The organism is Aquirufa sp. ROCK-SH2 (assembly GCF_054558315.1).
This window is the reverse complement of sequence record NZ_JBPXKB010000002.1, coordinates 495,847-510,074: the sequence shown is the minus strand read 5'-3', so window position 1 is coordinate 510,074 and position 14,228 is coordinate 495,847. Positions and strand designations below refer to the sequence as shown.

13 protein-coding genes are annotated in these 14,228 nt (G+C 35.7%); 7 read left to right on the top strand and 6 right to left on the bottom strand.

Annotation, left to right across the window (positions count from 1 at the left end; genetic code table 11):
* Window position 1: 1 nt before the first annotated feature.
* The 7 genes from V7S79_RS06170 (at window position 2) to V7S79_RS06140 (ending at window position 8,442) form a co-directional block, all read left to right on the top strand.
* Window positions 2-1,129 carry an efflux RND transporter periplasmic adaptor subunit gene (locus tag V7S79_RS06170; protein WP_459489687.1) on the top strand — a complete coding sequence of 376 codons (1,128 nt, stop codon included), beginning with the start codon at window positions 2-4 and terminating at the stop codon, window positions 1,127-1,129.
* A 2-nt stretch (window positions 1,130-1,131) separates the two neighbouring features.
* The gene (locus V7S79_RS06165) at window positions 1,132-4,242 is read left to right on the top strand and encodes an efflux RND transporter permease subunit (protein WP_459489686.1); all 3,111 of its coding nucleotides are present in this window, start codon (window positions 1,132-1,134) and stop codon (window positions 4,240-4,242) included.
* Window positions 4,243-4,248: 6 nt separating this feature from the next.
* On the top strand, window positions 4,249-5,673 hold the full coding sequence (locus V7S79_RS06160) for a TolC family protein (RefSeq protein WP_459489685.1): 1,425 nt from the start codon (window positions 4,249-4,251) through the stop codon (window positions 5,671-5,673).
* Between the two features lie 148 nt (window positions 5,674-5,821).
* Window positions 5,822-5,998, top strand: a complete 177-nt coding sequence (locus V7S79_RS06155) for a hypothetical protein (protein WP_459489684.1) — start codon at window positions 5,822-5,824, stop codon at window positions 5,996-5,998.
* Window positions 5,999-6,029: 31 nt separating this feature from the next.
* Window positions 6,030-6,209: a hypothetical protein gene (locus tag V7S79_RS06150; protein ID WP_459489683.1), complete on the top strand. Its 180-nt coding sequence runs from the start codon at window positions 6,030-6,032 to the stop codon at window positions 6,207-6,209.
* Window positions 6,210-6,281: 72 nt separating this feature from the next.
* Window positions 6,282-8,186: a carboxypeptidase-like regulatory domain-containing protein gene (locus V7S79_RS06145; RefSeq protein WP_459489682.1), complete on the top strand. Its 1,905-nt coding sequence runs from the start codon at window positions 6,282-6,284 to the stop codon at window positions 8,184-8,186.
* Window positions 8,187-8,211: 25 nt separating this feature from the next.
* Window positions 8,212-8,442, top strand: coding sequence for a hypothetical protein (locus V7S79_RS06140; RefSeq protein ID WP_459489681.1), 231 nt, complete (start codon window positions 8,212-8,214; stop codon window positions 8,440-8,442).
* A gap of 74 nt (window positions 8,443-8,516) precedes the next feature.
* Here V7S79_RS06140 and V7S79_RS06135 read toward each other — a convergent pair whose 3' ends face one another.
* From V7S79_RS06135 to atpD, 6 genes are all read right to left on the bottom strand, one after another.
* Window positions 8,517-9,419: an OmpA family protein gene (locus tag V7S79_RS06135; RefSeq protein WP_459489680.1), complete on the bottom strand. Its 903-nt coding sequence runs from the start codon at window positions 9,417-9,419 to the stop codon at window positions 8,517-8,519.
* Between the two features lie 99 nt (window positions 9,420-9,518).
* Window positions 9,519-11,312: an acyl-CoA dehydrogenase family protein gene (locus tag V7S79_RS06130; protein WP_459489679.1), complete on the bottom strand. Its 1,794-nt coding sequence runs from the start codon at window positions 11,310-11,312 to the stop codon at window positions 9,519-9,521.
* Between the two features lie 4 nt (window positions 11,313-11,316).
* A complete protein-coding gene (locus V7S79_RS06125) occupies window positions 11,317-11,784 on the bottom strand; it encodes a MarR family winged helix-turn-helix transcriptional regulator (RefSeq protein ID WP_459489678.1) in 468 nt (155 codons plus the stop codon).
* Window positions 11,785-11,887: 103 nt separating this feature from the next.
* A complete protein-coding gene (locus tag V7S79_RS06120) occupies window positions 11,888-12,424 on the bottom strand; it encodes a hypothetical protein (RefSeq protein ID WP_459489677.1) in 537 nt (178 codons plus the stop codon).
* Window positions 12,425-12,426: 2 nt separating this feature from the next.
* Window positions 12,427-12,657 carry a F0F1 ATP synthase subunit epsilon gene (locus tag V7S79_RS06115; protein ID WP_459489676.1) on the bottom strand — a complete coding sequence of 77 codons (231 nt, stop codon included), beginning with the start codon at window positions 12,655-12,657 and terminating at the stop codon, window positions 12,427-12,429.
* Window positions 12,658-12,663: 6 nt separating this feature from the next.
* Window positions 12,664-14,181, bottom strand: coding sequence for a F0F1 ATP synthase subunit beta (gene atpD / locus V7S79_RS06110; RefSeq protein ID WP_459489675.1), 1,518 nt, complete (start codon window positions 14,179-14,181; stop codon window positions 12,664-12,666).
* Window positions 14,182-14,228 lie beyond the last annotated feature (47 nt).

Below are 14,228 nucleotides of genomic sequence, written 5' to 3'. Positions count from 1 at the left end.
AATGATTAAATACAGCAGAATACTCCTAGGATTATTTACGATATCCATCGCTTTGTCTTGTTCAAATGAGGAATCAAACAATACGAATGAAGTGCACACATTAAAAATAAGTACTCCCATTCAAATTGACACTTTGATAGATCAAGATTACGTGGCCGATATTCATGCCATTCAAAACATCGAAATAAGGGCGAGAGTAAAAGGATATTTAGACAAAATTCACGTTGATGAAGGCAAATTTGTCAAAAAAGGACAAATCATGTTTTCGATCAATAATCAAGATTATTTATCTGAACTTGCTAGGGCAAAGGCTGTATTTAATCAAACCATCGCCGAGTTAAAAGCTGAGGAGTTAAGCTTGATTAATACCAAACTTTTGGTAGAAAAAAATGTGATTTCAGCCAATCAATTAGCGATTGCGATTACGAAAGTAGATGGTTTAAAAGCTAAAAAGGAAGAAGCCTTATCGCATGTAAGAAGTGCGGAATTAAAAGTAGAATATTCTAATATTAGAGCCCCCTTTGATGGGATTGTCGACCGACTACCTTTTAAACGAGGAAGTTTAATTGACGAGGGAACATTGTTGACTACGCTTTCAGATACCAAAGAAATGTATGCGTATTTCAATGTTTCAGAAAAGGAATACTTGGCATTTTCTGAAGATACGGAGGATGTCAACAAAAAATCTCATGTAGAACTGGTTTTGGCCAATGGCGAAAAATATCCATTTAAAGGTTTGGTAGAAACAATCGAAGGTGAATTTGACAAAAACACAGGAAGTATTGCATTCCGTGCACGCTTTCCAAATGAAGGATTTTTATTACGACATGGCTCTTCAGGCAAAATTTTACTTCCGAAAAAAATTCAAAAACATTGGATCATTCCTCAAAAATCAGTTTTTGAGATACAAGAAAAAAACTACGTCTTTGTCAAAGACGAAAATGGGCAAGTAAAAATGAAAAGTATTATTCCCAACATACGAATTCCACACTTTTACTTAGTGAAATCTGGTTTTAGTCAACGAGATTCCATATTAATGGAAGGTATACAATTGGTCAAACAAGGTGACAAAATAAAGAGTCAATTTGTATCCATGAAATCGATTATAGAAGAATTAAAAGGAGAATAGACATGATACAAAAACTAGTTTCAAGACCCGTATTATCCATTGTTATTTCCATATTTATTGTATTGCTAGGTATTATTGCTGCTAATCAGCTGCCTATCACTCAGTTTCCAGATATTGTTCCGCCTGCGGTCACTGTCACCACAAAATACACAGGTGCCAATGCAGAAGTTTGTGCGAAGGCTGTTGTCACTCCTTTGGAAAGAGCAATTAATGGTGTTGCAGGGATGACCTATATGACATCTGTTTCTGGAAATGATGGCACGAGTATTATCCAAGTATATTTTCAAGTCGGTACAGATCCTGATGTAGCTGCGGTGAATGTTCAAACTCGGGTACAAACCGTCTTAGATGAATTACCAGAAGAAGTAATCAAAGCTGGCGTAATTACAGAAAAGGAAGTAAACAGTATGTTGCTTTACGTCAATTTATTGAGCGATGACAAAGAAATAGACGAAAAATTCATTTATAATTTTGCCGATATCAATGTTTTACCTGAATTAAAGAGGATTGACGGTGTGGGTTTTGCCGATATCATGGGACAAAGAGAGTATGCCATGAGAATTTGGTTACATCCCGACAGACTCTTTGCTTACAAATTATCTGCAGATGATATCGTTCAAGCGTTGAAAAATCAAAATGTAGAGGCTGCACCAGGGAAAATTGGCGAGAGTTCTGGAAAAAATCCGCAATCCATGCAATATGTTTTAAGGTACACGGGGAAGTTCACTCAAGTATCTCAATATGAAAATTTAATCATCAAATCATCCGAAGATGGCAAAATACTGAGATTAAAAGATGTCGCAGATGTAGAATTTGGTTCATTAGATTACGATGTACTATCGAAAGAAAACGGTAAGCCTTCTGCTGCAATTTTACTAAAACAAAGGCCTGGGTCCAATGCAGCAGAGGTAATCTCTAACATCAAAAATCGTTTAGATGAACTAAAAAAGACCTCTTTCCCACCTAGTATGAAATACACTATTAGCTACGATGTCTCTAGATTTTTAGATGCATCCATAGATGAAGTAATAAAAACATTGATTGAAGCTTTCATCTTAGTAGCCTTAGTAGTATTTCTATTTTTGCAAGATTGGCGTGCCACTTTGGTTCCAGTCATTGCCGTTCCAGTTTCATTAATTGGAACGTTTACTTTTATGATGGCTTTTGGTTTCTCTATTAACTTGCTTACTTTATTTTCTTTGGTCTTAGCGATTGGTATTGTTGTGGACAATGCAATTGTTGTTGTTGAGGCTGTGCATGCCAAAATGGAGGAGAAAGATATGCCTGTATTAGCAGCAACCCAAGAAGCCATGCATGAAATTTCAGGGGCTATTATTGCAATTACTTTAGTCATGGGTGCTGTGTTTGTACCCGTGGCATTTTTATCGGGTCCCATTGGAGTATTCTTTCGACAATTCTCAGTTACTATGGCTATATCCATTGCTCTTTCTGGATTAACTGCATTAACCTTAACTCCAGCCCTGTGCGTATTATTTCTTAAAAAACCACATTTAAACGATAGCAGTTTATTAGGCAAATTTTTTATCCAATTCAACATTGTATATGGAAATATTGCAACAAAATATTTATCGATGATTGGAAAAATTATTTCAAAAAAATCAATTACTTGGATTTCACTATTTGTATTTATCATAGCTACGGGGATTATTGTAAAATTAGTACCTACAGGATTTATACCTTCTGAAGACCAAGGAACCATTTACGTGAATGCCACCACCCCTGCAGGAGCCACTTTAGAAAGAACAGAAGCAGTAATGGATCAAGTTAATAACATGATCAAATCCATTCCTTCCATTGAATCATTTTCTAGTTTGGCAGGCTTTAGTTTATTGACTGATGGAGGAGGGGCTTCCTATGGAATGGGAATTATAACGCTAAAACCTTGGGAAGAAAGGGATCAAAAAATTGATGATATTTTAAAAGAAATCAATCAAAAAACATCTGCCATCAAAGATGCGAGCATTCAATTTTTCCCACCACCGGCAGTACCTGGATTTGGTAATGCTTCTGGATTTGAATTCAGAATTCAGGATAGAACAGGAAGTGGTGACATACAAAAATTAGCGCAAGTCACAAAAAACTTTGCCAATGAATTAAATAAACAAAAAGAGATTCAAAATACCTTCTCGAGTTTTGATCCAACTTTTCCGCAATATTTATTGGAAGTAGACCAGGAAGCTGCTGCGCAAAAAGGAGTTAGTATTTTATCTGCTATGGATAATTTGCAAACGCTTCTGGGAAGCTTTTATGCCACCAATTTCATTCGTTTTGGACAAATGTACAAAGTCATGGTACAGATTGACCCTCGTTATAGAATTAGTCCAGAAGACATTCTTCAATTGTATGCGAAAAACAAAAACAATGAAATGGTGCCCTATTCTTCTTTTGTGAAAATCAATCGGGTATATGGAACAGAGCAATATACTCGATTTAACATGTTTACTTCAGCGATGGTGAATGGAGAACCGAGGGATGGCTACAGTTCTGGAGATGCTTTAAAAACCATCCAATCTGTTGCACAAAAAAGCCTACCAAAAGGGTTTACCTTGGAATGGTCTGGAATGACAAGAGAAGAACAATTGGCAGGAAATCAAACCATTTTAATCTTTGGAATCTGTCTACTATTTGTGTATTTACTTTTATCGGCCCAATACGAATCATTTTTACTTCCATTTCCTGTGTTATTATTTTTACCCATTGGTGCATTTGGAACCTACTTATTCCTATACATTTTTGGATTGCAAAATAATATTTATGCACAAGTTGCCTTGGTTATGCTGGTAGGATTATTGGGTAAAAACGCTATACTTATCGTAGAATTTGCCATAGCAAAACAGAAAGAAGGTTTAAGCATCATAGAAGCAGCCAAGCTTGGCGCTTACGCTCGTTTAAGGCCCATTCTAATGACATCCTTTGCCTTTGTAGCTGGACTAATTCCATTAATGATGGCGTCTGGAGCAGGAGCGATCGGTAACAGAACCATAGGAACGGCGTCGGCAGGGGGTATGATTTTAGGAACCTTGGGTGGTTTACTCATTATACCGAGCTTGTATGTGATTTTTGCCTCTTTATCAAAGAAAACAATTAAATAAAAAAAGATGAAACAAGTCTTTCTGATCATAATCATATCTGGTTTTTTTGTTGCTTGTCAGCAAAACGTGATTCGTAGAACAACGAAAATAAATCAAGAGCTGCATCAAATGGGTTCAAAAGAAGTGAAAGCTGGAATTTCCAAGGTAACAACCTTTTGGAAAGCAGATTCCTCACTAAGCCATTTGATAGAAAAAGTACTTAGCAATAACTTGGATGTCAAAATGAATCAATTGTCGATTTCGCTCAATCGCCAACAATACATACAAGATAGGGGTTTATTGTCGCCAAATGCTTCGCTTATTTTACAACCTGGCTTAAGAAAATTTGGAAAATATACGATGGATGGCATTGGAAATTACGACACACAATTTTCGCCCAATATCACCAAAGATCAAATTATTCCAGAGATTTTACCTGACGTTTTCCTTGGTTTTCAAAGCACCTGGGAATTGGATATTTGGGGTAAATTAGCGAAAAAAAAGAAAGCAAGTGCGTATAGATTTTTAGCAAGTGAAGTAGGGCAAAAATGGTATGAAACAAATATCATTTCAGAGGTCGCTTCATTATATGGGCAATTAATCGCATTAGACAAAGAATTGGAGATATTGAAATTCAATACTGAAATTCAAAAAAATGCGTTGGATTTGGTTAAAATTCAAAAACAAGCAGGCATTGTAAATGAAAGTGTGGTTCAACAATTTGAAGCACAATGGTTGAATACGCAGGCGCAAGAAGGTGAAATTTTTCAGAAAATTATTTTTTTAGAAAATTCCCTAAAACAGTGGTTAAACGACCCTAGTGCAATTATATCTCGAAGTGCATTTTCTCAATTTGAAAAGATGAATCAAACAGATTTCCAAACCATTGAAATTGATGAATTAGAAAACAGATTAGATATTCAGCAAGCAAAATTGGAGTTGTTAGCCCAAATTTCCGATAAAGAAAGTGCTGAAAAATCGTTAAAACCAAGTCTTGTTTTAACAGGAATGATTGGATTTCAAGGATTTAGACCGGAATATTTATTTCAACTGCCTTCTTCCATTGCATTTTCATTTTTATCAGGCCTAAGTAAACCCATATTAAATCGAACCATGGTATTGTCTGAAATTGGTAAAGCCAACATGAAAGTACAAGCACTTGAAATGAACTATCAGAAAAAACTCCTAACGGGATTTTTAGAATGGGACGCTCAATTCAAATCGCTTAATTACTTAAAAAATATGAGCATCCTTAAAGACCGCGAAGTGCGTTTAACCAAAGAATCGATTTCCACGGTAAGAACATTGTTTACTTCCGCTCAAGCCAATTACTTGGAAGTATTGACTACCCAACAAAATGCTTTAAAATCGGAATTAGAATTACTCGAAATCAATCGCAAAAGATGGATCAATTCGGTTAATCTATATCGAATTTTGGGAGGGGGAAAATAATATCCATTGTAACACAAATTATCAACATATTGGTAATCAACAAAATAAGTCGCCAACTGACTTTGTTATAAATGATTCTTTTTTCATATTTGTCAAGTATTTCGCGGATACATAAAATCATTTTCTAACCATTAAAATACTTGACCTCATGGAAAAGCAATTTTTAAATTTATCCTTAATGGGAGCAACTGAGCTCTCTTATTTTGAATCACTAACTATCGAAGGCGGTGGTTTTTGGAAAACCTTAGGTTTTATTTGTGGAGTAGCGGCTGTCGTTGCCTTGGTTTTCTATGCACCTGTAGTTCTTCCCATTTTAGGTCTGTAAATTTCTATCTAACCATTAAAAAAATAATCAAATGAAAAATACCTTAAGTAACATCGAAGGAGTAAATTTTATGAATGAAAAAGAGATGCTAGACACCTTTGGTGGTGGCTGGTGGAGCGATTTCAAAGATGGCTTTAACGCAGGCTGGAAATGGTCAATCAAGGCCATCCACGATGTTAAAGATGCGCTGAAAGACATCTTTGGCAAATAAATATTACCTATACCTAACCATCTAATACGAAGGGAGTGGAACTATTCACTCCCTTTACAAAGAGACCACGTCATGAATAATATTTATCTCTGTTATTTACTCCTATTTCTTTTCGGAACGAAGGAAATAAAGGCACAAAATATTTCGGGTCAAGTAATTGATTCAAAAGATTCGAAACCTTTATCAAAGGCTTCTATCCGCATCAATAACACGGGGACTCTTTCAGACAACAAGGGTCACTTTAACTTATCCATCTCAGCTTACCATGATCTTAATAAACATAAAATACATATATCCTACATCGGCTATCAAACACAGGAAATCTCTATCAATGATTTCAAACAACATAGGATCATCCGATTGGAAGAAAATTCTAAAGATTTAAAGGAAGTAATAGTCAGCAGTAGTGCCAGAAGTCTTGTTGAAGAGGCCATTCGGAAGATACCCGAAAATTACACAAATCATCATTACACGATTCGAGGAATATTATCAGAAACCAACCGAAAAAAACGAGATGAAATTATGTATGAATTGAAGGCCTTGATCTCAGGAAATATAGAACCATACCAAAGCAACAAAAAAGAAGTAGAAGTTAAAATAGATGCATTAGATCGAAGGAGCATTTACAATTTAGACAGCATCCAATTTGTTAAATGGTCTGGAACAGCAAAAGTGATTGAATATTTCGATTATGTTCAACAAAGAGACCTAGTACTTGATCTTAAAAAAACGAAAAAATACCACTATTTCTTAGAGGATATCGTCTACAAAAGTGGTAGACCCACTTATAAAATAAACGTGTCTAATGGGAAAAAGAAGCAAGAATTAATGGGTATTCTGTACATAGATCAAGAAAATTTAGCTTTTGAAAGTCTGCATTTTTTTAAAACCCATGAAGATACTTTGCGCTCAAATATATTAACAAATAGAAAAATAAGAAGTACCTCTGCCTATACCCAATATCGAAAAATCGATTCAAACTGGTATCTATCTGAGATCAAAGTAAGCAAAGAAGAAATCTATAAAAGTATTCCAACCTATATCAACGTTAATTTTCTAGCCACAGAATATGATTCCACCTCGGTATTACATGTAAATTATCAAGAAAAATTTCAACGCGGAGAATTACTATCTAACCTCGAAAACAAAGGAAGCATCGAACAATGGAAAATTATCAAAGATAAAATTTCCGCAAACAATGTAGAATATTTGTCATTCACTCAGCCTAAGCAAGAAAATACCAAATCTAGTAAGCAAGAAGAAGTAAAACTCAGTAATCATTCACAAAATTGGCCATTAAAACCTCCGAAATTAAGTGTTGAAATAGGACTAGGCACTAGAATGCTAAAGACTTCCATGAATCCCATGGTAAATGCGAGCCTTATCGATCTTCCTTATGGCTTTGTTATTCCAAATGATAAATACCTGGAAACATCTCCAGTACCTTTATGGAAATTTGGTTTAAACGTCAAATTATGGAAGGGAATAGAAGCTGGCATTGAATATAATAATACGATTCCTTACGTGGGAAATGAATCAGAGTTTTTACAAAATGTCAAATTAGCTTATGTACATATTTTTAACAAAAAACATAGACCTTTTAGTATTACGCCTTCAGTAAATTATGGCAATCGAATTTTAACCAAAAATATGGGACAATATGCAAGTACCCAAACACAAAATGAACGATTAGGTTTAGATGATGAGCAATTGTCCATCAAATTAGAATCCCAAGTAAAACTTCTTTCTTTAGGATTACAAGTCGGTCTAGAACTGAATAGAAAAAAATATATTCAACTGGGACTGACCTACCATATTCCAATTCAAGACCCCAAAGAAACTTGGATATTTAAAGAAACCAAAGGCTTTTTATTTAATTCAGAAAAGCGAATTACCAATCAAAATCCAATACTTCAATACCCCAATAATACCTATTCATTATCTCTAACCTATAAATTTTTAAGATATGCAAAATAACAACCTAATCACATTACAGAACCTGATGGCTAAATTAAGAACTGAATTAAAAGTAGAAATGACTAATCCTGAGGATAATCTGCAGATACAAATCGACGGGAATTTTCAATTTAGTGAATTAAAAATCAGAGGAGAACTAAAAGCGGATTATTTAGAAATAGAAATTCCCAAATTATTGAATGCCGCCTTTCAAAAAATGGGAGATAAAATCAAAATAGAATTTGAACAACTGTCTGCTAAACCTCATTTAAATTAAACTCTAAAACCTCTAAACCAAAAAAAAGCGGGGCCTTTAAAGGGCCTCGCTTCATTTTATAAGACGAATCAATATTAGTTACCTGAACTTGGAGGAGCTAATAAATTGAAGAATTGGTCTAATTTAGGTGTTACTATGATTTCCGTACGACGGTTCATTTTACGTCCTGATCTGTTTGTATTTGCAGATTGAGGCTCAAATTCACCACGACCACCAGCAGTCATACGCTCTGGATCTACGTTAAATTTCGTTTGTAACATACGAACAACAGAAGTTGCACGCTTAGCACTTAAATCCCAGTTATCTGTGATACACTCTGTAGAAATAGGTACTGCGTCAGTATGACCTTCCACTAAAATATCTAAATCTTTGTGATCGTTGATTACTTTAGCCACTTTAGCTAAAACAGCCTCTGCTTTCGAATTTACTTTCGCGCTTCCAGAAGCAAACATCAACTTGTCAGAGATAGAGATGTAAACAACTCCTTTCTTCACCTCGATAGAAACATCCTCATCATTGATATCAGCCAATGAACGCTTCAAGTTCATCACTAATGATAAATTCACTGAATCTTTACGTTGAATAGATGAATTCAAATCCTTGATGTACTTTCCTTGATCGTTCAAAGCATCTAAAGATTTACGGATACTCTCAGCACCCGACTTGTTAATAACAGATAAATCAGATAAACGATCTAATAAATTAGTGTTCGTTTTCTTCATGTAATCTAATTGTTCTTGAAGTGATTTCAACTGACCATTTTTAGTTTCTAAATCAGCATCACGTTTTTTGATTTCACCTTGAAGGCTTGCTGTCAAAGATTGGCAATCAGACAAATCAGCTTTTGCTTTTCCTAAAGCTTGGTCGCTTCTTGCTTGTAAATCAGTTAATTGAGATTGTAAATCAGCCATTTTCTTCTTACTTGCGCAAGAGAAAAAGAAAGGCATCAATGCAAATACCAAAAGTAATTTTTTCATAATAATTATTTAATTGTTGAGTTCAAAGACTTGGTTTAACAATATTTTACTGCAAAAGTATAAATCTAAATTTAATTCGTATCCTTATTTATAAAAAAATTACAAATTATATGATTTTTTTTCTATTAAGGCTGCTGCAATTACCCTCCGAGCTTGAATCAAATTCTTGGGATCAATCTTGGTAAATCGTTTTAATCCCATTAACAATACATTCAATTCATCACCTGTTGCAAAACCTGAAATTACCTCTCGACCTTGTTTGGCAACGATTTCAACTGCATGATGCAAGTAAACTAGCGCGCATTCTTTTTGAACAATGGTCTTCTCTTCTCCATTTTTCTCTATCAACTTTTCAGCTCTAACCAAAGCGGATTCAGCCACGTACACTTCAATCATCATGTCAGCAACCGCCATCAAAATTTCTTGCTCCTTTTCAATTTGAACAGTAAATTTTTGAAGCGCTGCACCCGCCGTCAATAAAATAGCCTTTTTCAAATTCTTTAATACCTCACGCTCCTTACTAAATGGCCCTTCCCCCAATGATTTATTGAAATCTGGCACAGCCAAAATTTCTTTACCCACATTCAAGGCAGGAGTCATAATATCCAATTCACCTTTCATGGCGCGTTTTAACACCGTTCCAACCGCCAGCAAACGATTGATTTCATTGGTCCCTTCAAATATTCGATTAATTCTAGAATCTCGGTAAGAACGTTCCATGGGTGCATCGGCAGAAAATCCCATGCCACCATAAATTTGAACTCCCTCGTCTACGACAAAATCCAAAACCTCTGATGCATGTACTTTTAAAATAGCGCACTCAATGGCAAATTGCTCTACTCCTTTCAATTTGGCCTCCGCATCCGATAATCCAGCAGCTTTCAAAGCTAAAATGGAATTGTCAATATCCTGGCCGGCTCTATAACAAGCAGATTCTGTAGCGAATGTTTTGATAACCATTTCTGCTAATTTATGTTGAATGGCTCCAAAGGTGTGCAAAGAAACACCGAATTGCTTTCTATCATCGGAATATTTAGCTGCTAAATCAATCACTCTTTTCGAGCCACCCATTACAGCTGCAGCTAATTTAATTCGTCCAATGTTTAAAATATTGACAGCTATTTTAAAACCTCCCTCCCTCTTAAACAATAAATTCTCCACAGGAACTAGGCAGTCATTAAAAAATATTTGCCTTGTTGAACTTCCTTTGATTCCCATCTTATGCTCCTCCTCATTCATCGTTATGCCAGGGTAACCTTTTTCAACAATGAAAGCTGTCAAGGTTTTGTCCTCATCAATTTTAGCAAAAACAATAAACAAATCAGCAAATCCACCATTTGTTATCCACATCTTTTGCCCATTGATGATATAATGAGTTCCTGCTTCGTTCAATTTCGCTTTCGACTTTGCAGCATTGGCATCAGAGCCCGAATCTGGTTCTGTTAAACAATAGGCTGCTTTATACTCGCCACTTGCCAATTTGGGCAAATAACGTTGCTTTTGATCCTCCGAACCGTAATATAGAATGGGTAATGTTCCAATACCAGTATGCCCCGACAATGCAACTGCAAAAGAATGACCCGAGCCGCATGCCTCCGCAACCAACATAGAAGTATTGAAATCCATCCCAAATCCACCATATTCCTCAGGAACAGATGTCCCTAAAAGCCCCAATGCTCCTGCCTTATCCATCAAACCCGACATCAATGAATTATCCTTTGCGGAATCAATTTCATCTAAAATCGGTGTAATCTCTGCTTTGATGAAATCAGCGCAGGTCTGTTCTATCATTTTTTGCTCTTCCGTGAAATCTTCTGGAATAAATAATTCTGAGGTTGCTAATTCTCTAACCAAGAATTCCCCTCCTTTGATACCTGTGTTCATACTACTCATGGCTTTATTTTGTTTTAATTTGTTGATTGAGAGTTTCTAAAATATCATCGGTGTTTTCTTCCAACACTAGATTGATGGAATCCATCACATCAAAAAAATGGGCTAATTTTTCATCACCAATTTTTTGACGAACCAGTTCATTGAAAAAGATAACCCCTCTTTTTGCTTCATCTCTTTTTTGCTTTCCTAATTCTGTTAAAAAAATTTTAACAATTCGTTTATCTGAATAATTAGCTTCACGCCTAATCCATTTTTTATCTTCCAAAGACTTCAACATTCGGGTTAAACTTCTAACCTCAAGACCTAAGGCTGGAGCAATCTTTGTAGCAGGCGTTCCTTCCTTATCTATATTTAACAACACGTAACCAATGGCCATGGTCATGTCAAATTGAGCGGCATAGGTATTGTACATTCTACTAATCGCGTACCAACTTGTTTTAATTTGAAAATCGATTGTATTTTCTGCTTTCATAATCTGATATTTTATTTAGTATGCAAGCATACTATCTGTAAATTTGGGGCAAAAAAAAATAGGATGCAAGCATCCTATTTCATTATTTTTTTGAGCAACGAAATTATTTAATTTTATTCCCTCTCATTCTTTTACTATTAACTTTTAGGCCAGAGAAAGAAGACTTCATAATCATTAATCGAACTTTTTTCGTGTTATACAATAAATACTTATTGCCATCATAATTCAAACGAGAAAAGGTAGGACTTCCAGAATCATCTACTAATTGATAAAATGATTCGCCTCTTTCTCCAATGATAGGAGCAAAGTGAAGGCTTTTTTCTTCTCCTGCACCTGCTTCAAATGAAATCAATAATTGTTTATCTTGTTCTTTCACTAAAACCCCAGGAGTCTGAGATTCCAACGAGACACGGTTGATATTTTTTCCGTTAACAAGAATCACTTTACCTGATTTTACATTGGCATCAGATGCATTCAATTCTCTTTCTAGGAATAATGCATTATCATTATAAAACTGAATTTTATTCAAAGGCAATTGATTATCCTTAATCAAAGTCATCAAAGATCCTGTTAAATATGCTTTTTGAGAACAAGAGCTTAACAAGGCAATTCCAAGTGTAAATAAAATTAGTTTCTTCATAATTAATTAACGCCTTCGGCTAAAATAAGAACACGATTATTTAAAACTTCAACGACGCCTCCTTCAATTTGAAAAACTGATTTATCTGCTGTAAGTTCTCCTTTTTGCAAAGTACTTACTAGAGCTGCGTGATCATTCAAAATTTGAAAAGAACCATTTACGCCAGGTAATGTTACCACAGAAGCCTCCGAAGAAAACACTTTACGATCAGGTGTAATAATTTCTACAAACATAGTTTTTTATTTAGCAGCCTCAGCTATCAATTTCTCTCCTTTAGCAATTGCATCATCAATGGTTCCAACTAAGTTGAATGCAGCTTCTGGTAAATGGTCATACTCACCATCAATGATTGCATTAAACCCTTTGATTGTATCGTTGATATCAACAAGAACGCCTTTCAAGCCAGTAAATTGTTCAGCCACGAAGAAAGGTTGTGACAAGAATCTTTGAACACGACGAGCACGAGATACAACTAATTTATCTTCTTCAGATAATTCATCTAAACCTAGGATCGCGATGATGTCTTGTAATTCTTTGTAACGTTGTAAAATTTCTTTCACACGTTGAGCCGTATTGTAATGTGCTTCTCCTAATACCTCAGCAGATAAAATTCTAGAAGATGAATCCAAAGGATCCACTGCTGGATAAATACCTAATTCAGCAATTTTACGAGAAAGTACCGTTGTTGCATCTAAGTGGGCAAAAGTTGTTGCTGGTGCAGGGTCAGTTAAGTCATCGGCAGGAACGTAAACCGCTTGTACCGAAGTAATAGAACCTCTCTTAGTTGAAGTAATACGCTCTTGCATCGCTCCCATCTCAGTAGCCAATGTAGGTTGGTAACCTACCGCTGATGGCATACGACCTAATAAAGCCGACACCTCAGAACCCGCTTGAGTAAAACGGAAGATATTATCAATAAAGAATAAGATATCACGACCTTGTCCTTCGCCATCTCCGTCACGGAAGTGTTCCGCTACTGTCAAACCAGACAATGCCACACGAGCACGTGCTCCAGGAGGCTCATTCATTTGACCAAACACCAAAGTTGCTTGAGATTTACTTAATTCACTCTCATCTACTTTCGACAAATCCCATTGTCCTTCTTCCATAGCGTGCTTAAACGCCTCACCATATTTAATTACTCCAGACTCAATCATCTCACGCAATAAGTCGTTACCCTCACGAGTACGCTCACCTACTCCCGCAAATACAGAAAGTCCTTCGTATGCTTTTGCAATATTGTTGATCAATTCCATGATCAATACGGTTTTACCTACACCCGCACCACCGAACAAACCAATTTTACCTCCTTTTACGTAAGGTGCTAAAAGGTCAATTACCTTGATACCTGTAAATAAAACTTCCGTTGTTGTAGCTAACTCATCAAATTTCGGCGCCGAACGGTGAATCGGTAAACCTTTATCTGATTTAGGTTGTGTAATACCATCAATCGCTTGACCTACCACATTAAACAAACGACCTTTAATGCCCTCTCCTGTTGGCATAGTCATAGGAGTTCCTTTATCAATTACTTCTTGACCTCTTTGAAGTCCTTCCGTTCCTTCCATCGCGATGGTTCTCACGCGATCTTCTCCTAAATGTTGTTGAACTTCAAGTATCAGTTCTTGTCCATTTGTTTTGGTTACAGAAAGTGCATTTAAAATTTCTGGTAAATGTGATCCTGCTCCTTCGAAGCTTACATCGACTACCGGTCCAATTACCTGTGCAACTTTTCCTTTATTTACTGGGTTTGCCATTTGAAAATTAAATTTGCTAGCTAAAAAACTAATGATTTAAATAATTC

Bases quoted from the DNA above. Each gene is read 5' to 3' on its own strand.
- atpD (WP_459489675.1), bottom strand. From the start codon at position 14,181: ATGGCAAACCCAGTAAATAAAGGAAAAGTTGCACAGGTAATTGGACCG.
- V7S79_RS06145 (WP_459489682.1), top strand. From the start codon at position 6,282: ATGAATAATATTTATCTCTGTTATTTACTCCTATTTCTTTTCGGAACG.
- V7S79_RS06150 (WP_459489683.1), top strand. From the start codon at position 6,030: ATGAAAAATACCTTAAGTAACATCGAAGGAGTAAATTTTATGAATGAA.
- V7S79_RS06125 (WP_459489678.1), bottom strand. From the start codon at position 11,784: ATGAAAGCAGAAAATACAATCGATTTTCAAATTAAAACAAGTTGGTAC.
- V7S79_RS06155 (WP_459489684.1), top strand. From the start codon at position 5,822: ATGGAAAAGCAATTTTTAAATTTATCCTTAATGGGAGCAACTGAGCTC.
- V7S79_RS06140 (WP_459489681.1), top strand. From the start codon at position 8,212: ATGGCTAAATTAAGAACTGAATTAAAAGTAGAAATGACTAATCCTGAG.
- V7S79_RS06130 (WP_459489679.1), bottom strand. From the start codon at position 11,312: ATGAGTAGTATGAACACAGGTATCAAAGGAGGGGAATTCTTGGTTAGA.
- V7S79_RS06165 (WP_459489686.1), top strand. From the start codon at position 1,132: ATGATACAAAAACTAGTTTCAAGACCCGTATTATCCATTGTTATTTCC.
- V7S79_RS06115 (WP_459489676.1), bottom strand. From the start codon at position 12,657: ATGTTTGTAGAAATTATTACACCTGATCGTAAAGTGTTTTCTTCGGAG.
- V7S79_RS06160 (WP_459489685.1), top strand. From the start codon at position 4,249: ATGAAACAAGTCTTTCTGATCATAATCATATCTGGTTTTTTTGTTGCT.
- V7S79_RS06135 (WP_459489680.1), bottom strand. From the start codon at position 9,419: ATGAAAAAATTACTTTTGGTATTTGCATTGATGCCTTTCTTTTTCTCT.
- V7S79_RS06170 (WP_459489687.1), top strand. From the start codon at position 2: ATGATTAAATACAGCAGAATACTCCTAGGATTATTTACGATATCCATC.
- V7S79_RS06120 (WP_459489677.1), bottom strand. From the start codon at position 12,424: ATGAAGAAACTAATTTTATTTACACTTGGAATTGCCTTGTTAAGCTCT.